The organism is Thermomonas haemolytica (assembly GCF_004346265.1).
In the GTDB taxonomy this organism is placed as follows: Bacteria; Pseudomonadota; Gammaproteobacteria; order Xanthomonadales; family Xanthomonadaceae; genus Thermomonas; species Thermomonas haemolytica.
In genome coordinates this window covers 348,563-371,513 of sequence record NZ_SMAP01000002.1, presented here as the reverse complement: position 1 = coordinate 371,513, position 22,951 = coordinate 348,563, and the positions used below count along the sequence as shown (strand labels likewise).

Below are 22,951 nucleotides of genomic sequence, written 5' to 3'. Positions count from 1 at the left end.
TCTGGGTGAGGTTTGCTACCGCTACAACCATCGGGGCGAAGACCTGAAACCCTTGATCTACAAGCTTCTCAAGCAGACGTCGATCCAGGAACTCATGCCAACTTTGGTCCGGAAAGGCTAGGAATTACCTTCTTTTGGCCCCGCAGGGGAATCAGGCCGGGCCGTGCGCGGCATGGCGCCGGTTTCGCGGCCAGCGGGATTCCCCATTCAAATGCAGCGGAGTCTTGGCCCCACGGGCCGCCTGCGCGCGACCGATACCCCGCCGCCGCGGGGCGGCGCAGTCACAGGTTACGGCGCGCGCCCGCCAGCAGATTGCCGAACAGCAGCCCGGCCAGCAGCGCCATCAGGGTATTCAGCGCGGCCAGCGCGGCCTCCTGCCCGGCGCCCAGGTCCTGCGCCTGGACCAGGGTGATCACCCCGCGCAGGGCCACGCTGCCCGGCACCAGCATGATCAGGCCCGGCAGCCGGATCAGCGCGCCCGGGCGGTTGAACCAGCGCCCGTACAGATTGCCGGCGGCGGTGGTCAGCAGCGCCGCCAGAAACAGCCCCGCCTGCGGCCCGAACCACTCGCCGCCGTAGCGCGAGATCAGGTAGCCGGAGGCCGCCGCCACCATCACCAGCGGATAGTCGCGGCGGTGGGCGCGGAACAGCACCGCGAACGCGAACGCACCCAGCGCCAGCGCCGCCCACATCACCCAGTCCGGCTGCGGTCGCAAGGCGCGCACCTGCGGCTCGATCCCGAGCAGGCTGGCCAGGCCGAGCGCGATCGCGGTGCCGATGGTCAGCTTGAGGATGGTGGTGAGCGCGCCGGCGAAGCGCGCGGTGCCCGAGACCAGGTGGTGGCTGGTGAGTTCGTTCATCGCGTTGGTCAGCGCCATGCCGGGCAGCAGCACGATGAGCGAGGCGATGATGACGGTGTTGAGGTTGAGCGGGCCGATCCAGACCGACACCGCAATCGTCATCGCGCCCGCCACCAGCCCGCAGATGGCCTCGAACGCCTCGCCCAGCTGCGGCTTCGACTGCACGACCAGCGCCAGCAGGCCGATCACCAGCCCGATCGCGGCGGCGGTGCCGATGTCCAGCCACGGCAGCCGCAGCAGGCCGGCCACTGCGGCCGACGCCAGCGCGAACCCCAGCACCTGCATCAGCCGACCGCGCCGCCCGGCCACCCGCTGCAACGCGCGCAAGGCTTGCCGTCCTTCCGCCACCTGCATGCGCCCGGCCAGCACGTCCTCGGCGATGCGGTCGGCCTCGCACAGCTTGTACAGGTTGGTGTCGCCGCCGCCGAGCCGGATCACGCGGGTGGTCTCGGTTTCGCCCGGCGCACGCCGCGGGTCGCTGAAGGCCAGGATCATCCCGGTGGGGTTCACCCACGGCTCGCAGTCCAGCCCCAGCCGCCTGGACACCGCCACGATCGCGCCCTCCAGGCGCTGCGCGGTGGTGCCGTAGGCGTGCAGGTGCGCCGCCAGGTCGACCACGAAGGCGACACGCTCGGTGTAGGAAACGGCGTCGTGGCGGGCGTGCGCATGCATCGCCCAAGCATGACATGCGCGTGCCGGATTCACACCCGCATCACGGCTTTGCGTAAGCTTGCCCGCGCATGAGCCGCGCGCCCAACCACCATCCGCCCAGCGCCAGCCCCGACCCCGGCGACCCGCAGGTGCTGCGCCTGGGCGGACGCTGGACGTTGCGCTTCGCGGCCGAGATCGGCGAGGTGCTGCGCGCGGTCCCGGACGGCATCGCCTGCATCGATGCGCGCGGGGTGGACCGCCTGGACTCGCTGGGCGTGCTGCAGCTGCTGCGCTGCGCCGACCGCCGCGGGCTGGCGTTCGACCGCTTCCGCTTCCGCGACGAGCACCAGGCCCTGATCACCGCGATCGAGGACGTGCACGACGACCGCCCCAAGGGCCGCCGCGATACCGGCTTCACCGCCGCGCTGGAGCGCCTGGGCCGCGCGATCGTGGCCAATGCGCGCGAGGTGCTGGCGCTGGTGGCCTTCCTCGGCGAGGTGCTGGTGAAGTTGCTGCGCCTGCTGAAGGAGCCGCGCCGGCTGCGGATCACCGCGACCGTGCACCACATGGAGCAGGTAGGGCTGGACGCGGTGCCGCTGGTGGCGCTGCTGGCGTTCATGGTCGGCGCGGTGATCGCGTTCCTCGGCGCCACCGTGCTGGCCGATTTCGGCGCCACCATCTACGTGGTGCAGCTGGTCACCATCGCCTTCCTGCGCGAGTTCGGCGTGCTGCTGGCCGCGATCCTGCTGGCCGGGCGCACCGCCAGCGCGTTCACCGCGCAGATCGGGATGATGGTCAACCGCGAGGAAGTGGACGCGATCCGGGTGCTCGGGCTCGACCCGATCGACCTGCTGGTGATCCCGCGGGTGCTGGCGCTGCTGGCGATGCTGCCGCTGCTGACCTTCATCGCGATGATCGCCGGCCTGCTCGGCGGGCTCGCGATCGGCGGGCTGGTGCTGGACATCCCGGCCGCCGCCTACCTGGCGCGGATGCAGGACACCATGAACATCCGCCACTTCGTCGTCGGCATGGCCAAGGCGCCGTTCTTCGCGCTGGTGATCGCGCTGATCGGCTGCCTGGAAGGCCTGCAGGTGCAGGGCACCGCGCAGTCGCTGGGCGAGCGCACCACCTCCAGCGTGGTGCAGGCGATCTCGCTGGTGATCGTGCTGGATGCGCTGGCCGCGCTGTGGTTCATGGAGATCAACTTCTGAACACGCAGGACGCCAGCGAGGCGCGCATGGACGCCCTGGACGAGGCCGCCGGCGCGGACGCGCCGATCATCCGCGTGCGCGGCCTGGTGAACCGGTTCGGCAGCCAGGTGGTGCACGACGGCGTCGATCTCGACGTGCGCCGCGGCGAGATCCTGGGCGTGGTCGGCGGCTCCGGCAGCGGCAAGTCGGTGTTCATGCGCAGCCTGCTGGGGCTGCAGGTGCCGGCGGCGGGCCGGATCGAGATCCTCGGCGTGGACGCGCGGTCGCAGGACCCGGCCCTGCGCCGGCACATCGAACGCAACATCGGCGTGCTGTTCCAGGACGGCGCGCTGTTCTCCTCGCTCACCGTCGGCGAGAACGTGCAGGTGCCGCTGAAGGAGTACTACCCGGACCTGCCGGACTCGCTGCGCTACGAACTGGCGCTGCTGAAGGTGAAGCTGGCCGGGCTGCCGGCGGATGCGCTGGACAAGCTGCCCTCGCAGCTGTCGGGCGGCATGCGCAAGCGCGCCGCGCTGGCGCGCGCGCTGGCGCTGGACCCGCCGCTGCTGTTCCTGGACGAGCCCACCGCGGGGCTGGACCCGATCGGCGCGGCCGCGTTCGACCAGCTGCTGCACACCCTGCGCGAGGCGCTGGGGCTGACCGTGTTCCTGATCACCCACGACCTCGACACCCTGTACGCGATCTGCGACCGTGTGGCGGTGCTGGCCGACCGCCGGATCGTGGCGGTGGCGCCGGTGCGCGAGTTGGAAACCCTGGACCATCCGTGGGTGCAGGAATACTTCAACGGGCCGCGCGGACGCGCCGCGCGCGGCGATCCGCCATGAGCCACCTGCACGCCATGCACACGCCGCGGGCGGCACTGTCCCGACCACGCTCCCCCACTCCCGGACGATCGCACCCGCACGACCGCCTCCAGCCGACCGAGTCCCGCCGATGGAAACCCGCGCCAACTACGTCCTGATCGGAAGCTTCGCCCTGCTGGCGACGGTGTTCCTGCTGCTGTTCGTGCTGTGGGCCACCAAGTTCGGCGCCGACCGCAACTGGCAGCGCTACCAGGTGGTGTTCACCGAGCCGGTGGTCGGCCTCACCGAGGGCGGCGCCGTGCAGTACAACGGCATCGCGGTCGGCACCGTGGACAAGCTCAGCCTGGACCCGGCCGACCCGCGCCGGGTGGTGGCGCTGCTGAAGCTGAAGGCGGACGTGCCGGTGAAGGTGGACACCCGCGCCAAGCTCTCGCAGCAGGGCATCACCGGGGTGCCGTTCATCCTGCTCAGCGGCGGCAGCCCCAACGCGCCGCTGCTGCAGCCGCCGCCGGGCAGCGACATCGCGGTGATCCGCACCGAACCCTCGGCGCTGCAGAACATCGCCGACAGCGCGAACCGGCTGGTGGCACGGCTGGACGAGCTGCTGAGCGAGGACAACATCCGCCACATCAACGCCACCCTGGCCAACCTCGAGCAGACCAGCGCCGGACTGGCCGCGCGCCGGCAGGACCTCGAGCAGCTGATCGTCAACGCGCGCGACGCCGGCGCCGCGATGAAGACCACCCTCGATACCGCCAACGGCACCCTGCAGGGCCTCGACCGCAATCTCGTGCAGCGGCTGCCGGCGGTGCTGGACAAGCTCGACGCCAGCATCGCCAAGCTCGATGCGGCCGCCGGCAATGCCAATGCGATGATCGCCGAGAACCGCCCGGCGGTCCGCAGCTTCACCCACGACGGCCTGCCGCAGCTGGAGCCGACCCTGGTGGAGCTGCGCGGACTGGTGCGCGACCTGCGCGCGCTGTCCGGCCGCCTGCAGGGCAACCCCGCGCGCTACCTGCTGGGGCGCGACGCACCCAAGGAGTACGAGCCGAAATGAGCCGACTGCCGCACCTCCCGTCGCCCGCCACGCCCTCCGCCGCCACGCCCTCCGCCGCCGCGCGCGCGGCGCTCGCCCTGCCCGGCCTGCTGCTGGCCCTCCTGCTGCTGGCCGGCTGCGGCAGCCTGCTCGGCGGCGGCACGACGCAGGCCACCCGGATCTTCGATCCCGCGCCGCGCCTGCAGTCGGCGGATCCCGCCTGGCCGTCCGTGGACTGGTCGCTGTCGATCGCCGCCAGCGGCGAGTCCAGCCTGCTGGATGGCCAGCGTTTGCTGGTCAACCCGGGCGGCGACGAGCTGCAGCCCTACCGCGGCGCGGCCTGGGCACGCTCGCCCTCGTCGATGGTGGAGGACGCGGTGCTGCGCACCCTGGAAGACAGCGGGAAGATCCTCGCGGTGGCCCGGCAGGGCAGCGGCCAGGCCGCCGACTACCGCCTGCTGCTGGACGTGCGCCGCTTCCAGGCCGAGGTGGGCGGCAGCCCGGAAGCGCGGATCGAGGTCGGCGCCAAGCTGTTGAAGGTGGACGCGATGGCGATCGTCGGCAGCCGCGGCTTCAGCGTCCGCCAGCCCGCCGCCGGCGCGGATGCCCCGGCGCTGGCGGAGGCCTTCGCCGCCGGGCTGGGCACGCTCGGCCACGACATCGCCGGCTGGGTGCTGGCCACCGGGCAGGCGGCGCGCACGCCGGCGGCCCCTACGCGGCCCTGAGCCGGGAGCCGGGAGCCGGCGTCCGGATTGCCCGCTCCCGGCAAAGCCCGGACAATCGCAGGTTCGCCACAGGAGAGCCCCCATGAGCGCCAACCCGCAGACCGCAATCGAACGCGAATCGATGGAATACGACATCGTCGTGGTCGGTGCCGGCCCGGGCGGGCTGTCCACCGCGATCCGGCTGAAACAGCTGGCGGCGGAAGCCGGGCGCGAGGTATCGGTGTGCGTGCTGGAGAAGGGCTCCGAGCCCGGCGCGCACATTCTCTCCGGCGCGATCATGGACCCGCGTGCGCTCACCGAGCTGTTCCCCGACTGGCGCGAGCGTGGGGCGCCGCTCAAGCAGGCGGTGACCGAGGACGAATTCCTGTTCCTCGACGAGACCGGCGCCAAGGCCACGCCGCACTGGCTGCTGCCGGATTGCTTCAAGAACGACGGCAACTACATCGTCAGCCTCGGCGCGGTGACGCGCTGGCTGGCGCAGCAGGCCGAGGCGCTGGGCGTGGAGATCTTCCCCGGCTTCGCCGCGGCCGAGGTGCTGTACGACGAGGCCGGCGCGGTCAAGGGCGTGGCCACCGGCGACATGGGCATCGGCAAGGACGGCCAGCCGACCGACCAGTTCCAGCGCGGCATGGAGCTGCACGCCAAGTACACGATCTTCGCCGAGGGCGCGCGCGGCCAGCTCGGCCGCCAGCTCATCGCCCAATACAAGCTCGACGCGGGCAAGGACCCGCAGAGCTACGGCATCGGCATCAAGGAGCTGTGGCAGGCCGATCCGGCCAAGCACCGGCCTGGCCTGGTGGTGCACACCGCCGGCTGGCCGCTGGACGGCGACACCTATGGCGGCTCGTTCCTGTACCACGCCGAGGACGGCAAGATCGCGGTCGGTTTCGTGGTCGGGCTGGACTACAAGAACCCGTGGCTGAGCCCGTTCGGCGAGTTCCAGCGGTTCAAGACCCATCCCGCGATCCGCAAGCACCTGGAAGGCGGCAAGCGCATCGGCTACGGCGCACGCGCGATCACCGCCGGCGGCCTGCTCAGCCTGCCGAAGACGGTGTTCCCCGGCGGTGCGCTGGTGGGCTGCGAGGCCGGCTACCTCAACGCCAGCCGCATCAAGGGCAGCCACGCCGCGATCAAGACCGGCATGCTGGCCGCCGAGGCCGCGTTCGCGGCGCTGGGCGAAGGCCGGGCGCGCGACGAACTGGCGGCGTATCCGGCCGCGTTCGAGGCGAGCTGGCTGCATGCAGAATTGCTGCAGGCGAAGAACTTCAAGCAGTGGTTCAAGAAGGGGCGCAGGTTCGCCACCCTGATGACCGGCATCGAGCAGTGGCTACTGCCCAAGCTGGGCATCCGCAATCCGCCGTGGACGATCCATCGCCAGAAGCCCGATTACGCCTGCCTGGAACCGGCGGCGACGCAGCCGAAGATCGAATATCCGAAGCCGGACGGCGTGCTGACCTTCGACCGCCTCAGCTCGGTATTCCTTTCCAGCACCCACCACGACGAGAACCAGCCGGCGCACCTGACGCTGAAGAACCCGGCGATCCCGGTCGAGGTGAACCTGAAGGAGTACGCCGGGCCCGAGGCGCGCTACTGCCCGGCCGGCGTGTACGAGTACGTCGGCGATGTCGGCAGCGAGCGCCTGCAGATCAACGCCGCCAACTGCGTGCACTGCAAGACCTGCGACATCAAGGACCCCACCCAGAACATCGTCTGGGTGGCCCCGCAGGGCGGCGGCGGGCCGAACTACCAGAACATGTGAGGCGGGCGCGGCCCACGGCCCGCCTTCACAGGTTGCGCGGCGCGGTGGCGAAGTAGCCGCCGGTGGTTTCGTACTGGATGGCGCTCGCGGCCCCGAACATCGCCGCAAGCGCGGTGAACTGGGTCGCGGTCAGGAACACCTGGGTGGCCGCGGTGGCACCGTCCAGGGTGAAATACAGCCAATACTTCTTGTCGCTCGGCCGGAAGCCGAAGCTGTAGCTCTGCACGCTTTTCCAGGCCATCGCCGCATTTCCGTCGTCAGGTTTCCCTTGAAGCGGGAAAATCGGAGGAAACCGGACAGGCCTGCGCCCTGGGCCCGCTCAAGGCCACCCCTCTCCCGTCCTCCCCTGCTGCGCAAGGGAGGGACCGAAGCGCCTCAGCGCAGGGGCACGCCGGTCTTGGCCGCCACCTCGTCCCGGGTCACGCCCTCGGCCAGCTCGACCAGCGCGAGGCCGTCCGGGGTCACGTCGAACACGCCCAGCTCGGTGATGATGCGGTCCACCACGCCCACGCCGGTCAGCGGCAGGGTGCATTGCGGCAGGATCTTCGGAGTGCCGGCCTTGGTGGTGTGCTCCATCAGCACCACCACGCGCTGCACGCCGGCCACCAGGTCCATCGCGCCGCCCATGCCCTTGACCATCTTGCCGGGCACCATCCAGTTGGCGAGGTCGCCCTTGTCGGTGACCTCCATCGCGCCGAGGATCGCCAGGTCGATGTGGCCGCCGCGGATCATCGCGAAGGAGTCGTGGCTGCCGAAGAAGCTGGCGCCCGGCACCGCGGTGACGGTCTGCTTGCCGGCGTTGATCAGGTCGGCGTCCACCTCGTCCTCGGTCGGGAACGGGCCGATGCCGAGCAGGCCGTTCTCGCTCTGCAGCCAGACGTGCATGCCATCGGGGATGTAGTTGGCCACCAGCGTGGGCAGGCCGATGCCGAGGTTCACGTAGGCGCCGTCGGTGAGCTCGCGGGCGGCGCGCTGCGCCATCTGTTCGCGGGTCCAGGCCATGTCAGTTGCCCTCCTGGCGGATGGTGCGCTGCTCGATGCGCTTTTCCGGATGCGGATTGAGCACGATCCGGTCCACATAGATGCCGGGCAAGTGGACGTGGTCGGGGTCGATCTGGCCGATCTCCACGATCTGCTCCACTTCGGCCACGCAGACCTTGCCGGCCATCGCGCAGACCGGATTGAAATTGCGCGCAGTCTTGCGGAACACCAGGTTGCCCGCATGATCGGCCTTCCACGCCTTGACCAGCGACACGTCGGCCTTCAGCGCGGTTTCCAGCACGTACATGCGGCCGCCGAACTCGCGGGTCTCCTTGCCCTCGGCCACCACGGTGCCGTAGCCGGTGGCGGTGAAGAACGCCGGGATGCCCGCGCCGCCGGCGCGCAGGCGCTCGGCCAGGGTGCCCTGCGGGTTGAACTCCAGCTCCAGCTCGCCGCCCAGGTACTGGCGCTCGAACTCCTTGTTCTCGCCCACGTAGGACGAAATCATCTTGCGGATCTGGCGGGTGGCCAGCAGCTGGCCGAGGCCGAAGCCGTCCACGCCCGCATTGTTGGAGATCACGGTGAGGTCCTTCACCCCGGAATCGCGCAGCGCCGCGATCAGCGCCTCCGGGATGCCGCACAGGCCGAAGCCGCCGACGGCGAGGGTTTGGCCATCCGCCACCAGCCCGGCGAGGGCGGCGGCGGCACTGTCGTACAGCTTGCTCTTGGCGGACGCCACGGGCGGATCTCCGACTGCCGGTTAGAGCCGCCATTCTAGCGTTTCGTGCGACAACGCCCAGCGTACTTTCGGGCAAGCGCCCGCCCCGGCCGCCGCCGCGGGCAGTGCCGGCGCCCGTCCGCTAAAATACGCAGTCCGGCCGCCAGGGCCGCCCTCCGTTCCCCCAAGGACAACCGCACGATGAAAATCCTCGTCGGCTACAAGCGCGTGGTGGACTACAACGTCCGCATCCAGGTCAAGCCGGATGGCTCCGGCGTGGTCACCGACGGCGTCAAGCTGTCGCCCAACCCGTTCGACGACATCGCGCTGGAAGAAGCGCTGCGCCTGCGCGACAAGGGCATCGCCAGCGAGGTGGTGGTCGCCACGATTGCCCCCGCCGACGCCCAGGCGCACCTGCGCAACGGCCTGGCCATGGGCGCCAACCGCGCCATCCACGTGGTGGCCGATGCCGCCATCCAGCCGCTGACCGCCGCCCGCACCCTGCTCAAGCTGGTCGAGAAGGAACAGCCCGACCTGGTGATCCTGGGCAAGCAGGCGATCGACGACGACGCCAGCCAGACCGGGCAGATGCTGGCTACGCTGTGGGGCCGCCCGCAGGCGACCTTCGCCTCCAAGCTCGACATCGCCGACGGCAAGGCCACCGTGGTGCGCGAGGTCGACGCTGGCCTGGAGACGCTCAAGGTGGAGCTGCCGGCGGTGGTCACCACCGACCTGCGCCTGAACGAGCCGCGCTTCATCAAGCTGCCGGACATCATGAAGGCCAAGAGCAAGCCGCTGGAGACGATCGCCTTCGCCGACCTCGGCGTGGACGCCCACGATTCGTTCAAGACCACCCACTACGCCCCGCCCGCCCAGCGCAGCCGCGGCGTGATGGTGAAGGATGCGGCCGAACTGGTGGCCGCGCTCAAGCAGAAGGGGCTCCTGTGATGGCCAAGGTTCTCATCGTCGCCGAACACCTGGACGGCAAGCTCAACCCCGCCACCGCCAAGTGCGTGAGCGCCGCGCAGGCGCTGCAGCCGGAATCCATCACCATCGTCGTGCTCGCCGCCGACCCCGCCGGCGTGGCCGCCGAGGCCGCGCAGATCGCCGGCGTGGCCAAGGTGCTCACCGTCGCCAATCCCGCCAACGCGCATCCCATCGCGCAGGTGCTGGCGCCGCAGATCGCCGCGCTGGCAAGCGGCTACACCCACGTGTTCGGCCCCTCCACCACCTTCGGCAAGGACCTGATGCCCTGCGTGGCCGCCCTGCTGGGCGTGAACCAGGTCTCCGACCTGATGGCGGTGGAAGGCCCACACACCTTCAAGCGCCCGATCTACGCCGGCAATGCCATCATCACCGTCGAGACGCCGGCCGACCAGACCGTGGTCGCCACCGTGCGCACCGCCTCGTGGCCGGAAGCCTCGCGCGGCGGCAATGCGCCGGTGGAAGCGGCGAGCGTGGACGTGGCGCTACCCACCCACACCCGCTTCGTGGGCCTGGCGGCCGGCAAGTCCGACCGCCCCGACCTGCAGTCGGCCCGCCGCGTGGTCTCCGGCGGCCGTGGCGTCGGCTCGGCGGAGAACTTCGAGATCATCTACCGCCTGGCCGACAAGCTGGGGGCCGCGGTCGGCGCCTCGCGCGCCGCGGTGGATGCCGGCTACGTGCCGAACGAACTGCAGGTGGGCCAGACCGGCAAGATCATCGCACCAGAGCTGTATATCGCCGTGGGCATCAGCGGCGCCATCCAGCACCTCACCGGGATCAAGGACGCCGGCACCATCGTCGCCATCAACAAAGACGCCGACGCGCCGATCTTCGAAGTGGCCGACATCGGCCTGGTCGGCGACCTGTTCCAGGTGCTGCCGGAGCTGGAGAAGGCGCTGGGGTGATCCCCCGCCGCCCGCATCCTTCGCCCGGATACGCCAAGGCCCGCCGCGATGCGGGCCTTGTGCGTTGTGGGCTGCGCAAGCCGGCAGGCCAGCCCCGGCCTGTCCTGAGCACCATGAACCGTTTGGTGAGGAAGCGGATGCCCACGGCACCTTGGCAGGCGCGGGTGAATAGGGGCATCGGCTTGCGTGGCAGGGCGGCGGGCTTGCTGCCGGCCGCCGCATTGCCGCTTGCTTAAGGAGTATCTGGCGCGCTTACCGCGCGCCTTTTCTGTCGGCGCTGGTCATGCGCAGCGCCAGCACCTTGGCGAAATTGCCCGGCTTGGCCAGCTCGCGCGTGAGCGCCTGCCCTTCGAGCACCTCGGCGCGGCTCAAGGCTTTTCCCAGACGGTCGCGATCGGCAAGCAACTTTTTTTCTTTGAAAGAATTGTCCGCCGCCGCAAGGTTGTATAGCGCATAGGCCAGCACCTGATCCTCATCGACACCCTGGCCGGACTCATACATCCTGCCGAGGTTGTATTGCGCGGCGGCAGCCCCCTGCTCGGCAGCCTTGCGATACCACTTCGCCGCCTCGGCATCGTCCCGCGACACGCCCCGGCCGTTCGCATAGATCCAGCCGAGGTTGTTTTGCGCGGCGGCCTCCCCCTGCCCGGCGGCTAGGCGGCACCACTTCACCGCCTCGGCATCGTCCAGCGGCATGCCTCTGCCGCCCATGTACATGACACAGAGGCCGAATTGCGCAGCAGCATCCCCCTGCTCGGCCGCCTTGCGATACCACTTCTCCGCCTCGGCATGGTCCCGCGCCACGCCCCGGCCGAGCGCATACATCCAACCGAGGTTGTACTGCGCGGGGGCAACCCCCTGCTCGGCCGCCTTGCGGTACCACTTCACCGCCTCGACATCGTCCTGCGGCACGCCGCGGCCGTTCGCATACGTCACGCCGAGGTTGGTTTGTGCGACGGCAACCCCCTGCTCGGCGGCGCGGTGCCACCACTTCACCGCCTCGGCATACTCCTGTGGCACGCCTCGGCCGTTCTCATACATCACGCCCAGGTTGAATTGCGCGACAGCATTCCCCTGCTCGGCCGCCAGGCGATACCACCACACCGCCTCGGCATCGTCCTGCGGCACGCCCTGGCCTTTCTCATACATCACGCCGAGATTGACTTGCGCATCGGCATCCCCCTGCTGGGCAGACCTGCGATACCACATCGCCGCCTCGACGTAGTCCCGCGACACGCCCTGGCCGTTCGCATATCTAAAGCCCAGGTTGTATTGCGCATCAGCATCTCCCTGCTCGGCCGCCTTGCGATACCAATGCACCGCCTCCGCATCATCCTGCGGCACGCCACGGCCGCTCGCATACATCCAACCGAGGTTGTTTTGCGCAGTGGCATTCCCCTGCTCGGCCGCCTTGCGATACCACTGCACCGCTTCGGCATCGTCCTGCGAAACGCCCTCGCCGTTCGCATACATCACGCCGAGGTTGAATTGCGCGACAGCATCCCCCTGCTCGGCCGCCTTGCGATACCACTGCGCCGCCTCAGCATCATCCCGCGGCACGCCTTGGCCGTTCGCGTACATCCAACCGAGATTGTTCTGCGCATCGACATGCTCCTGCTCGGCGGCCTTTCGATACCACTGCGCCGCCTCGGCGTAGTCCTGCGGTACGCCGCGGCCGTTTGCATACATCCAACCGAGGTTGTATTGCGCGTCGGCATACCCCTGCTCGGCCGCCTTGCGATACCACTGCGCCGCCTCGACGTAGTCCTGCGGCACGCCGCGGCCGTTGTCATACATCACGCCGAGGTTGTATTGCGCCATGGCAAACCCCTGCTCGGCCGCTTTGCGGTACCACTGTACCGCTTCGGCCTCGTCCTGCGGCAGGCCACGGCCATGCTCATACATCCAACCGAGGGTGTTTTGGCCGTCGGCATACCCCTGCTCGGCCGCCTTGCGATACCACTTCAAGGCCTCGACATCGTCTTGCGGCACGCCCAGGCCGTTCTCGTACATCCAGCCAAGGCTTTTCTGCGCGGCGGCATTTCCTTGTTCTGCAAGCGGCCGCAACTCCTTGTAGGCCCTTGCGTAATCGCTCCCGTATGCGGCCACCCCTTTGTCGGAGCCCGCGATGGCGGGCAGTGCGACAAACAAGACGACCGAAAGAAAGCACAGGGCCAGCCGTTTGGAACGCACGTTCATGTGATCTAACTTCCTTTGGATTGATCAAACCCGTTTCAAGAGCAGCCCCTTCCGGCATCGCCCCGCAGATGGAGGCAATTCTATTTGCCCCCCAGCACCATCCACTCCCCCCGCGCCCGCGGCCGCGGGCTGGTGGCGAGGGCGAAGGCTTCGCCGTCGAGGCTGAGGTTGGGGTTGTAGGCGGGGTCGTCGTCGAGCAGCGCGCCCCAGCGCGCGCGCATGAAATCGGCCTCGCGCTGCAGGCGGGCGCGCTTGTCCGGGCGCAGGTCGTCGCCGCGGGTGGCGGATTCGGCGTGCACCAGCCGCGCGTGCGGGGTCCACACGTTGCGGTAGCCGGCCACGCGCAGGCGCAGGCACAGGTCCACGTCGTTGAAGGCCACCGCCAGCGCCTCGTCCAGCCCGCCCACGGCATCGAACGCTGCGCGGCGCAAGACCAGGCAGGCGCCGGTGACGGCCGAGAGTTCCTGCGCCAGCAGCAGGCGATCCATCTGCCCGCGGGTGTGTTCCGGCCAGCCGCACCACGGGTGCGCGGCCACCCCGCCGATGCCCAGCAGCACGCCCGCGTGCTGGATGCGCCGGTCCGGGTACAGCAGCAGCGCGCCGACCGCGCCGACCCCGGGCCGCAGCGCCTGGGCCACCATTTCGCGCAGCCAGCCGGGCTCGATCACCGCGATGTCGTTGTTGACCAGGCCAAGCACGCTGCCGGTGGCCTGACGCGCGGCGAAGTTGTTGATCGCCGAATAGTTGAAGGGCGCGTCGAAGCGCAGCACGCGCACCCGTGGATCGCGCGCGATCGCCGCCAGGTAGTCGCGGGTCTGCGCCTCCACCGAGCCGTTGTCCACCACCAGCACTTCCAGCGCCGGGTAGTCGGTGGCGTGCAGCAGGCCGTCGATGCAGGGGCGCAAGAGATCCACGCGGTCGCGGGTAGGCACGATCAGCGAGACCCATGGCGCCGGCTGCGGCAATGCATGCCGCACGCGCAGGCGGCCGGGCGCGAGGATCTCCACCTGCGCCGCCTGCCCGCTGCGCTGCAGATGCGCCTGCACCGCGCGCTGGGCGGCCGCGGTGGCGTAGTCCTTCGCCGCCGGATCGGCCGCGCTGGAGCCGGGATGCATGCGCCAGTGGTAGAGCACCTGCGGCACGTGCCCGATCTCGTCGTCTTGCAGGCGTTCCACGCAGCGCAGCGCGAGGTCCCAGTCCTGGCTGCCGTCCACGCCGGGCGCGAAGCCACCGACCTCACGCAGCAGGTCGGTGCGGTACATCGCAAGGTGGCCGATGCAGTTCTGCCCGAGCAGCAGAGTGTGGTTGAAATCCGGTTTGAAGTAGGGGTCGCAGCGGCGGCCGTCGGCGTCGAGCTTGTCCTCGTCGGAATACAGCATCCGCCAGCGCGGATGCGCCAGCGCGGCGCGCACCATCTCCAGCAGCGCGTGCGGTGCAAGCAGGTCGTCGTGGTCGAGCAGCGCCACCCACTCGCCGCGGGCCAGCGCCAGCGCATCGTTGCTGGCCGCGGCGATGTGGCCGTTGCGCGCGCGGAACACGGCGCGAATGCGGGCATCGCGGCGGCCATAGTCCTCGATCAGCGCGCGCACCTGTGGCGACGGCGAGGCATCGTCGGCGATGCACAACTCCCAGTCCGGATAGGCCTGCGCCAGCACGCTGTCGAGGCAGGCGCGCAGCCATTCCAGCGGCGGGTCGTACACCGGCAGCAGGATCGATACCCGCGGCCGCGCCGGTAGGGCCGCCAGCTGCGCCGGCCACTGCCGCGGGTCGGCCGGCGGGTCGAGCGCGCGCGCCAGCAGCCAGCCGGCATACGGCTCCAGCGGTGCGCCGAGCTGGTGGCGATAGCAGGCATACGCCCAATCGCCAGCCGCACGCGGGCCGCGCAGCATGCGCACCAGGGTGCCGGCGGCCAGCCGCAGCGCGGCACCGCGCCCGGCGTGGTGGGCCAGGTCCCCCAGCATCGCCGCCAGCGCGCGCAGCCGGCCTATCCGCTGCAGGCGCGCGTCGGCGGCCACCGCCGCCTGCGCATGCCCGGGCACGCCCAGCCGCAGCGCATCGGTGTCCATCCGCAGCCGCACCAATGCCTGCACGCGGGCATCGGCGCGCACCGGCGGCAGCATCACGCAGGCTTCGTCCGCGCACGGCGGGCCGGCATCCTCCACCTGCAGGCACAGCCGCTGCACGCGCAGGCCCGGCGCCTGCAGCGCCACCTGCAGCCGATACCAGCCGCCCGCGTGCGGCCCGCCATCGGCCGACGCCAGCAGCAGCGGCAGGCGCTCAGCCATCCAGCGGCTCCAGCGCGATGTCCAGCATCGGCAGGCCGAGGATGCCGGTCGGCAGGCCCTGGCCCTCGGCCTGCAGCAGCAGCGCCTCGTGCGACCAGTGCTGCACCACGTGCTCGGCCTGGGTGCCGCGCGCCAGCCCGATCGCGAACATGTACGCCCCCGCCTGCAGCCGCGGCATCCGGAATTCGAAGCGGGCGCGGTAGCGCGTGCCCGCCGGCACGCGCAGCGGCGCGCCGGCGGTGGTGAGGTAGGTGTTGTCGCCGAACAGCAGCTGGCCGAGGCGGTCCTTCAGGTAGAAGCCGATGATCGGTGCGTCGATGTCCTGCTGCGCCTCCGCCACGATCTCCAGCGTCACCCGCTCGCCGCCGGCCACGCTGGCCAGGCGGTGCCCGCCGGCATCGCGCAGCGCCACGTCGAGCAGGCGCGCGCTGCCCTCGCCGAAGCCGGTATCGCGCGCGGGGTCGAACACCGGCACCTGGATACGGTTGCACAGCGGGCCGGACGCCAGCGCCGCGCGCACGTCGCCGCCGTCGTCGTCCGCCGCCTGCCGCGATGGAAAAGGCGCGGCCGGGGCCGGGCGCGGCGCATAGCCGGGCACGCCCTCGCGCTCCGCCACCTGCGATTCCAGGTAGGCCTCGCCGACCGCGCGCGCATCGCCGTCCATCCGCAGCCGCCCCTGCTCCAGCCAGATCGCGCGCCGGCACAGCGCGTTCACCGCCGCGGTGTCGTGGCTGACGAACAGCAGGGTGCCGCGCTGCTGGAACCCGCGCAGGAAGCGCATGCACTTCTGCGCGAAGAAGGCATCGCCCACCGCCAGCGCCTCGTCCAGGATCAACACGTCGGCGTCCACGTGCGCCAGCACCGCGAACGCCAGCCGCACCAGCATGCCGCTGGAATAGGTGCGCACCGGCTGCTGCGCATGCGCGCCGATGTCGGCGAAGGCGAGGATGTCGGGCATCCGCGCCTCCACCTGCGCGCGCGTCAGCCCGTGCAGCGCGGCATTGAGGTGGATGTTCTCGATCCCGGTGAACTCGGGGTTGAAGCCGCTGCCCAGCTCCAGCAGCGCGGCCACCCGCCCGTGCACCTGCACCTGGCCCTCGCTGGGCGGTAGGGTGCCGGCGATCAGCTGCAGCAGGGTGGACTTCCCGGAGCCGTTGCGGCCGATGATGCCCAGGGTCTCGCCGCGCCGGAGCTGCAGGTCCAGCCCGCGCAGCGCCCAGAACGGGGTGCCGCGCGCGGGCCCGCCCAGCAGTTCGTGCAGGCGGTGCCACGGACGCGCGTAGGTGGTGTAGCGCTTGCCCAGCCCGCGCGCGACGACCGCCAGCCCGGCCGACTGTTCGACCGCCTGCTCAGAGGACATCGGCGAACCCCGGCTGCAGGCGGCGGAACAGGGTATGCGCCAGCAGCGCGAAGCCGCAGGCCAGCCCGAGATAGGCCAGCAGCAGCGGCCACTGCGGCCACAGGCCGAGGAACAGCACCCGCCGCAGCTGCTCGATGATCGTGGTCAGCGGATTGAGTTCGAACAGCCAGCGCCAGCGCGCGGGCACCGTCGCCAGCGGCACCAGCGCCGAGGACAGGAACAGCATGGCGGTGGTGGCCGGCGCCACCAGCTGGCCGAGGTCGCGCAGGAACACCCCCAACGCGCCCAGCGCCCACAGCAGGCCGAGCAGGAACGGCAGCGCCGGCAGCACCACCAGCGGCAGCGCCAGCGCGCTCCAGGCCAGCCCGCGGGTGCACGCCAGCCCGCCCAGCAGCACCAGCAGCTGCATCGCGAACTGCAGCAGCGCGCCGGCCAGCACCGGCCACGGCAGGAGATCCAGCGGGAACAGCACGCGGGTGACGTAGCCGGGCTGCGCCGCCACCAGCATCGGCGCGCGCGCCAGGCATTCGGCGAACAGCCCGTGCACCGCCAGCCCGGCGAACACCACCAGCGCGAATTCGCCCCATCCATCCACGCCCGGCCAATGCCCGCGCACCAGCGGGCCGAACGCCAGCAGGTACACCGCCAGCATCAGCAGCGGGGTGGCCAAGGCCCACAGCCGCCCGAGGTGGGCGCCGCGGTAGCGCCCCAGCCATTCCCGCCGCGCCAACTCCCACGCCAGCCACAGGTGCTGGCGCTGGCGCGGCAGCGGGCCGGCGTGCGGACGCGCCGCCATCAGCCGCCTCTGCGCGGGCGGTGCCGCGCCACGTCGCGCGCCGCGCTCATGGCTGGCGCTGGCGCAGGTGCGAGAGCAGGTCGCTGCGCGTCACCAGGCCGAGGAACTGCTCGCCCTCCATCACGATCGCCACGTGGCCGCGCCCGAACACCGGCAGCAAGGCCTCGATCGGCGCGGTGTGCGGCAGCTTGTCGAGGCGATCGACCATCGCCGCCGCCACCGGGTCGTCGAAGCGCGCCGCGTCGCCGTACACGTGCAGCAGCAGGTCGGATTCATCCAGCAGCCCGACGATGCGCCCCTCCTGCACCACCGGCAGCTGCGAGACATCGTGCGCGCGCATGCGCTGCAGGGCCAGGTGCAGGGGATCCTCCGGGGCCGCGGTCACCGTGGCCGCCTGTGTATGCGGATGCGCGATGAGGTCGCGCAGGTCGCCATGCCGCACGCGCGCGGTATCGGGGCCGTCGGGGACGCGCAATGCCTGTTCCAGCGCGGCAAGGCCGGTGGCCGCCCAGGCCTCGACCTGCTCCCTGCGCAACCCGGCGCGGGCCGCAATCGCGGCGGCATCGCCGCCACCCAGAACTTCCACCACCAGCGCCGCCTTGCGCGGCGCGCTCCATTCGTCTGCAACTACGCTCATCGCCCAGCCCTTGCGGCACCCGGCGAAAGCCTAGCATCGCCCCGGCCGCGGGCGGGCGGCGGCGCGCCGCGACCCGCCCGGCCAGGGGCCGTCGTCAATGCGTTCGTTCGTACATCTGCAGCAGGCGCTGCTTGGCCGCAAGCTTCTCGCGCTTCATCTGGCCCAGGGTGGTGTCGTCGATCGGCAGCACGCCCAGCTCCGCATCCAGGACCTGGCGGTCCAACTCGCGGTGCCGGTAGTACAGCTGCCGGAACTCGCTGTTGGCCTTCATCAACGCTTCGATTTCCGCCTGCGGTTGACCTTCGAACATGGAAACCTCCTGACTCGGCTTGGGCCACGCCCGGCCGTTGCGCGCGGGCATGGCGGGGGAACGGCAGCCCGACGGCTGCCGGGAAACACCGCCGGTCGCCCACGGCGATCGACGGTTCTGCGTGGCCGGCACGGGCCGGCGCGCAAAAACGCGACGCCCCGGCGCGAAGGCACGGGGCGTCTGCAGGAAACGGGAAACAACCGGCGTGGCCGCATCGCTGCGCGCGCCGCGCCCGGCAACCCGGCTTGCGGCGGCGACCCTCGCGGGGGCCTTCGGTGCAATGGCGAACGGATCGTGCATCGGCCGGTCTCCGTCCGGCGGCGCAATCGGCGCCCCCGGGACATCGAACCTACGCCTGCCGGTCGCGCTTGGCAAGGCCCGCGCGGGCCGCGGCTCAGGCCCGGGCCACGTTCCTGAAAATCAGTGCAAATAATTGATTTTTCAGGATTTCGGCGCGACCACGATTTCCACCCGGCGGTTCTTGGCGCGACCGGCGGCGGTGCGGTTGTCGGCCACCGGCGCCTCCTCGCCACGGCCCTGCGCCGTGACCCGCGCGCGCTCCAACCCGGCCGCCACCAGCGCCGCGCGCACCTGCTGCGCGCGCCGCTCGGACAGGCTGCGGTTGGCCGCCGGGTCGCCCTGGCTGTCGGTGTAGCCGACCACCTGCACCGGGCCACCGGGCAGGGCCGCCAGGTACAGCCCCAGCGCCTTGAGGCTGGCCGCCGCCTTCGCGGTCAGCTTGGCCTGCCCGGAGGCGAAGGCATCGCCGGCCAGGGTGAACACCTCGCCGCGCGCATCGCGCTGCACCGGCGGCAGCTTGGCCCCGGCCACCAGCTCGGCCTCCTTGCGCGCCAGCGCGGCTTCCTGCGCGCGCGCCGCGTCGGCCTTGGCCTGCTGCTCGGCCTGCGCCCCGTCCAGCGCCGCCTCGGCCTGTTGCGCCTGCGCGCGCAGGCGCTCGGCTTCCTCCGCCTGCAGCTGGGCCTGGATGCGCAACCGCTCGGCCTCGGCGCGCGCACGCTCGGCATCGCGCCGGCTGGCTTCCACCAGCAGTTCGCTGCGCTCGCGCTCCATCCGGTCCAGCTCGCGCCGGGCGGCCTCCACCCGCGCCGCCAGTTCGGCGATCGCCACCCGCTGGTCGGCACGCGCCAGCGCCGCCGGCAGCGCCTTGCGGCTGACCGTGGCCAGCGCGGTGACCGCCTGCCGCGCCTGCAGCCGCTCGTACTGCGCGAACGGATTGAGGCGGATGTCCGCGTCCAGCGCCTGCAGGCGCTGCTCCGGCCCGCCGGCCGGCACCGGGATGTCGAGTGGATCCTCGCCCGCCTGCGCGGCCGGCATCTGCAGGTGGCTGCGCAGGGTGGCCAGTTCGTCCTCCTTCTGGCGCCAGTCGGCGCGCACCCGCGCCGCGCTGCTGCGCACCCGCGCCAGGTCGGCGGCCGCGGCCGCGGCCAGCGCACCATCTCTCGCGTCGTCGTTGCGCCCGCGCGCCTGCGCGGCCTGCGCCGCCTGCAGCGCGTTGCGCGCGGCGGCCAGGTCGTCCGCCGCGTACTGGTCGGCATCCGCCGCCTCGGCGCGCGCCAGCGCCTGCTGCGCGGTGTCTAGTTCCGCCGTCGGCGGCGGCAGGCTGGCGCAGCCTGCGATGGACATCACGCCCGCGACGGCGGAGGCGTACAGGGCGCTGCGGAAGTGTGCGAAGCTTGGGCGCATGGGGGTCGCGGCTCTGCGTGGAGGTCGCGGCCATTGTGGGAAGGCGCCGGCGTCGATGCAACGCCGGCGCGGGCAGCACGGGGAGACCGCATGGAGATCGGCCACTATTTCAAGTTGATGGCGGAAAAAGGCGCCTCGGACATGTTCCTGTCCACCGGCGCGCCGGTGAACATCAAGATCGAGGGCATGCTGCAGCCGGTGAGCGAGGCCCCGCTGGGCTCCGGCGAATGCCGCGACGTCGCCTACGGCCTGATGGACGCCGCCCAGGTCGCCGAGTTCGAGCGCGAGAAAGAGCTGAACATGGCGATTTCGGTGCCCGGCTGCGGGCGCTTCCGCGTCAACGTGTTCCAGCAGCGCGGCGAGGTCGGGCTGGTGATCCGCGCGATCCGCAGCGACATCCCCACCATCGAGGAGCTGCAGCTGCCGACGGTGCTGAAGGACATCATCATGGCCCCGCGCGGGCTGGTGCTGATCGTGGGCTCCACCGGCTCCGGCAAGTCGACCACGCTGGCGTCGATGATCGACCACCGCAACAGCACCACCACCGGCCACATCCTCACCATCGAGGACCCGATCGAATACCTGCACCGGCACAAGCTGTCGGTGGTCAACCAGCGCGAGGTGGGGCTGGACACCCACAGCTTCCACGCCGCGCTGAAGAACGCGATGCGCGAGGCGCCGGACGTGATCCTGATCGGCGAGATCCGCGACGCCGAGACGATGGAGGCGGCGATCGCGTTCGCCGAGACCGGCCACATCTGCCTGGCCACCCTGCACTCCAACAACGCCGACCAGACCATCGAGCGCATCCTCAACTTCTTCCCCGAAGGCGCGCACAAGAACGTGCTGATGAACCTCGCGCTGAACATGAAGGCGATCGTCAGCCAGCGCCTGGTGCTGGGCGTGGACGGGCGCCGGATGCCGGCCACCGAGGTGCTGATCAACACCCCGCTGATCCGCGACCTGCTGCGCCGCGGGCAGGTGCACGAGATCAAGATGGCGATGGAGGACTCGCTGCAGGAAGGCATGCAGAGCTTCGACCAGTGCCTGTTCCGGCTGTACAAGGAAGGCAAGATCGAGATGGAGGAGGCGCTGAAGGCGGCCGACTCGCGCGACGGCCTGGCCCTGAAGTTCCGGTTGTCGGAAGGCGCCAGCGCCGAGCACGACCCCTATGCCGAGGTGTTCGGCAGCCATTGACGGCTGCGTTTCCCGCTCGCGCGTGATGGTGCGCGCGGGCGCGCCTTGTATCTTTAGGCCGCAGCCGGGGCGTCCGGCTGGTGTTCCGGGCGGGCGGCGATGAACGCCGGCAGCGCCAGGCAGGCGGCCTCGATCCGGCGGATGGTCGGATACGCGGCAAGGTCCACCCCGAACCGGCGCGCGTTGTACACCTGCGGGACCAGGCAGCAGTCCGCCAGGGTCGGCGTCTCGCCTTCGCAGAAATCGCCGGTGGAGGGATGGTCGGCCAGCAGCGCCTCGACCGCGCGGAAGCCGTCCTCGATCCAGTGCCGCACCCAGCCGTCGCGCTCCGGCTGCGGCACGCCCCACTCGCGCTCGAAATACTGCAGCACGCGCAGGTTGTTGAGCGGATGGATGTCGCAGGCCACCAGCAGCGCCAGTGCGCGCACGCGCTGGCGCTCGCGCGCGGTGGCCGGCAGCAGCGCCGGCTCCGGCCACACCTCGTCGAGGTATTCCAGGATCGCCAGCGACTGGGTCAGCCGGCGCTGGCCGTGGCACAGGGTGGGCACCAGCGCCTGCGGGTTGAGGTCGCGGTAGGCCTCCGAGTGCTGCTGGCCGCCGTCCAGCACCAGGTGCACCGGCACGGTGTCGTAGGCCAGGCCCTTCAGGTTCAGCCCGATCCGCACCCGGTAGGCCGCGCTGGAGCGCCAGTAGGAATACAGCCGCAAAGGTTCGCTCATCTGTCCACCTTACTGCCGCGCATGCACTGCCGCCATGCCGCTGGCGGCGCCGGTTCGACCGCCCGCCGCCCTCAGCCGGCGGGGGCCTGCTGGATCCGCTGCTCGATCGCGCCGAACACGCTGCGGCCGTCGTGGTCCAGCATCTCGATCCGCACCACGTCGCCGAATCGCATGAACGGGGTCAGCGGCTTGCCGTGCTCCAGGGTTTCCACCGTGCGCTTCTCGGCGAAACAGGACGCGCCCTTGGCGGTGTCCTGGTTGGCCACGGTGCCGGAGCCGACGAGGGTCCCGGCCGCCAGCGGGCGGGTCTTGGCCGCATGCGCCACCAGCTGGGCGAAGTCGAACTGCATGTCCACGCCCGCGTCCGGGGCGCCGAACCACTGGCCGTTGATGTGGGTCAGCATCGGCAGGTGCACCTTGTTGCCGCGCCAGGCATCGCCGAGTTCGTCGGGGGTGACCAGCACCGGGCTGAGCGCGCTGCGCGGCTTGGACTGCAAAAAGCCGAAGCCCTTGGCCAGCTCGTCCGGGATCAGGTTGCGCAGCGACACGTCGTTGACCAGCCCGACCAGCTGGATATGCCCAGCCGCCTGCGCCGGGGTGACGCCCATCGGCACGTCGTCGGTCACCACCACCACCTCGGCCTCGAGGTCGATGCCGTAGTCCTCGCTGGCCACCAGCACCGGATCGCGCGGGCCGTAGAAGCCGGCGCTGACCGCCTGGTACATCAGCGGATCGACGTAGAAGCTCTCCGGCACCTGCGCCCCGCGCGCGCGGCGCACGCGCTCCACGTGCGGCAGGTAGGCGCTGCCGTCGACGAACTCGTAGGCGCGCGGCAGCGGTGCTGCCAGCGCCTGCATGTCGAGCGCGAATTCGCCGGCGACCGGCCCGGCCTCCAGCGCCTCGGCCAGCGCGTTCAGGCGCGGCGCGGCCTGCTGCCAGTCGTCCAGCGCGCGCTGCAGGGTCGGCGCGATGCCGTCGGCGCGCACCGCGCGCGACAGGTCGCGCGAGACCACGACCAGGGTGCCGTCGCGCCCGCCTTCCTTGAGAGAGCCCAGTTTCATTGCGACCTCGCTGCTGCGGTTTCGGAATCGTCGGATTTAGTTGCAATTGT

General features: G+C 70.9%; 20 protein-coding genes and 1 pseudogene. 8 read left to right on the top strand and 13 right to left on the bottom strand.

Translation table 11 applies throughout. The annotated features are described in order from the left end of the window. Positions 1-281: 281 nt before the first annotated feature. Positions 282-1,532: a threonine/serine exporter family protein gene (locus EDC34_RS04830; RefSeq protein WP_114959287.1), complete on the bottom strand. Its 1,251-nt coding sequence runs from the start codon at positions 1,530-1,532 to the stop codon at positions 282-284. Positions 1,533-1,600: 68 nt separating this feature from the next. Between EDC34_RS04830 and EDC34_RS04825 the strand changes: the two genes are divergently transcribed. The 5 genes from EDC34_RS04825 to EDC34_RS04805 all read left to right on the top strand — a co-directional run bounded on the left by EDC34_RS04825 (position 1,601) and on the right by EDC34_RS04805 (position 7,045). Continuing rightward, positions 1,601-2,722 (top strand): MlaE family ABC transporter permease, encoded by a 1,122-nt coding sequence (locus EDC34_RS04825; RefSeq protein ID WP_114959288.1) that lies wholly within the window; start codon positions 1,601-1,603, stop codon positions 2,720-2,722. Positions 2,723-2,748: 26 nt separating this feature from the next. Continuing rightward, positions 2,749-3,546, top strand: coding sequence for an ABC transporter ATP-binding protein (locus tag EDC34_RS04820; RefSeq protein WP_114959289.1), 798 nt, complete (start codon positions 2,749-2,751; stop codon positions 3,544-3,546). Positions 3,547-3,655: 109 nt separating this feature from the next. Further along, positions 3,656-4,582: an MlaD family protein gene (locus tag EDC34_RS04815; protein ID WP_114959290.1), complete on the top strand. Its 927-nt coding sequence runs from the start codon at positions 3,656-3,658 to the stop codon at positions 4,580-4,582. After that, complete coding sequence (locus tag EDC34_RS04810; protein ID WP_114959291.1) at positions 4,579-5,286, top strand: ABC-type transport auxiliary lipoprotein family protein; 708 nt, start codon at positions 4,579-4,581, stop codon at positions 5,284-5,286. The genes EDC34_RS04815 and EDC34_RS04810 overlap by 4 nt, the downstream gene beginning before the upstream one ends. 82 nt (positions 5,287-5,368) lie before the next feature. Then, the gene (locus EDC34_RS04805) at positions 5,369-7,045 is read left to right on the top strand and encodes an electron transfer flavoprotein-ubiquinone oxidoreductase (RefSeq protein WP_114959292.1); all 1,677 of its coding nucleotides are present in this window, start codon (positions 5,369-5,371) and stop codon (positions 7,043-7,045) included. A 25-nt stretch (positions 7,046-7,070) separates the two neighbouring features. On the opposite strand, the gene EDC34_RS04800 is transcribed toward EDC34_RS04805, so the two are convergent. The 3 genes from EDC34_RS04800 to EDC34_RS04790 all read right to left on the bottom strand — a co-directional run bounded on the left by EDC34_RS04800 (position 7,071) and on the right by EDC34_RS04790 (position 8,765). Beyond that, positions 7,071-7,286, bottom strand: a complete 216-nt coding sequence (locus EDC34_RS04800) for a hypothetical protein (RefSeq protein WP_114959293.1) — start codon at positions 7,284-7,286, stop codon at positions 7,071-7,073. A gap of 134 nt (positions 7,287-7,420) precedes the next feature. Further along, positions 7,421-8,047: a CoA transferase subunit B gene (locus tag EDC34_RS04795; protein WP_114959294.1), complete on the bottom strand. Its 627-nt coding sequence runs from the start codon at positions 8,045-8,047 to the stop codon at positions 7,421-7,423. A gap of 1 nt (position 8,048) precedes the next feature. Continuing rightward, positions 8,049-8,765, bottom strand: coding sequence for a CoA transferase subunit A (locus tag EDC34_RS04790; protein ID WP_114959295.1), 717 nt, complete (start codon positions 8,763-8,765; stop codon positions 8,049-8,051). A 180-nt stretch (positions 8,766-8,945) separates the two neighbouring features. On the opposite strand from EDC34_RS04790, the gene EDC34_RS04785 reads away from it, so the two are divergent. Together EDC34_RS04785 and EDC34_RS04780 are read left to right on the top strand one after the other, a co-directional pair. Next, positions 8,946-9,692 (top strand): electron transfer flavoprotein subunit beta/FixA family protein, encoded by a 747-nt coding sequence (locus EDC34_RS04785; protein ID WP_114959296.1) that lies wholly within the window; start codon positions 8,946-8,948, stop codon positions 9,690-9,692. After that, entirely contained in the window at positions 9,692-10,633 is a 942-nt protein-coding gene (locus tag EDC34_RS04780; RefSeq protein WP_114959297.1) for an electron transfer flavoprotein subunit alpha/FixB family protein, read from the top strand. The genes EDC34_RS04785 and EDC34_RS04780 overlap by 1 nt, the downstream gene beginning before the upstream one ends. Positions 10,634-10,885: 252 nt before the next feature. Here the strand turns inward: EDC34_RS04780 and EDC34_RS12440 are convergent, their stop codons facing one another. The 7 genes and pseudogenes from EDC34_RS12440 to EDC34_RS12370 all read right to left on the bottom strand — a co-directional run bounded on the left by EDC34_RS12440 (position 10,886) and on the right by EDC34_RS12370 (position 19,864). Beyond that, positions 10,886-12,832, bottom strand: coding sequence for a tetratricopeptide repeat protein (locus EDC34_RS12440; RefSeq protein WP_114959298.1), 1,947 nt, complete (start codon positions 12,830-12,832; stop codon positions 10,886-10,888). An 80-nt stretch (positions 12,833-12,912) separates the two neighbouring features. Further along, on the bottom strand, positions 12,913-15,117 hold the full coding sequence (locus EDC34_RS04770) for a glycosyltransferase family 2 protein (protein WP_114959299.1): 2,205 nt from the start codon (positions 15,115-15,117) through the stop codon (positions 12,913-12,915). Next, positions 15,110-16,477, bottom strand: a complete 1,368-nt coding sequence (locus tag EDC34_RS04765; RefSeq protein ID WP_114959300.1) for an ABC transporter ATP-binding protein — start codon at positions 16,475-16,477, stop codon at positions 15,110-15,112. The genes EDC34_RS04770 and EDC34_RS04765 overlap by 8 nt, the downstream gene beginning before the upstream one ends. Beyond that, entirely contained in the window at positions 16,467-17,273 is an 807-nt protein-coding gene (locus tag EDC34_RS04760) for an ABC transporter permease (protein ID WP_114959301.1), read from the bottom strand. The genes EDC34_RS04765 and EDC34_RS04760 overlap by 11 nt, the downstream gene beginning before the upstream one ends. A 46-nt stretch (positions 17,274-17,319) precedes the next feature. Continuing rightward, positions 17,320-17,718: pseudogene (locus EDC34_RS04755) on the bottom strand (CBS domain-containing protein); the annotation flags it as partial. A 286-nt stretch (positions 17,719-18,004) separates the two neighbouring features. After that, positions 18,005-18,220 (bottom strand): HP1242/YdcH family protein, encoded by a 216-nt coding sequence (locus tag EDC34_RS04750; RefSeq protein WP_114959302.1) that lies wholly within the window; start codon positions 18,218-18,220, stop codon positions 18,005-18,007. A gap of 441 nt (positions 18,221-18,661) precedes the next feature. Next, a complete protein-coding gene (locus tag EDC34_RS12370; protein WP_162797661.1) occupies positions 18,662-19,864 on the bottom strand; it encodes an OmpA family protein in 1,203 nt (400 codons plus the stop codon). A 150-nt stretch (positions 19,865-20,014) separates the two neighbouring features. Here EDC34_RS12370 and EDC34_RS04740 point away from each other — a divergent pair, with 150 nt between their 5' ends. Continuing rightward, positions 20,015-21,121: a PilT/PilU family type 4a pilus ATPase gene (locus EDC34_RS04740; RefSeq protein WP_114959304.1), complete on the top strand. Its 1,107-nt coding sequence runs from the start codon at positions 20,015-20,017 to the stop codon at positions 21,119-21,121. 53 nt (positions 21,122-21,174) lie between these two features. On the opposite strand, the gene maiA is transcribed toward EDC34_RS04740, so the two are convergent. After that, entirely contained in the window at positions 21,175-21,840 is a 666-nt protein-coding gene (gene maiA / locus EDC34_RS04735) for a maleylacetoacetate isomerase (protein ID WP_114959305.1), read from the bottom strand. A 71-nt stretch (positions 21,841-21,911) separates the two neighbouring features. Next, positions 21,912-22,901: a fumarylacetoacetate hydrolase family protein gene (locus EDC34_RS04730; RefSeq protein ID WP_114959306.1), complete on the bottom strand. Its 990-nt coding sequence runs from the start codon at positions 22,899-22,901 to the stop codon at positions 21,912-21,914. Between the last annotated feature and the right edge of the window lie 50 nt (positions 22,902-22,951).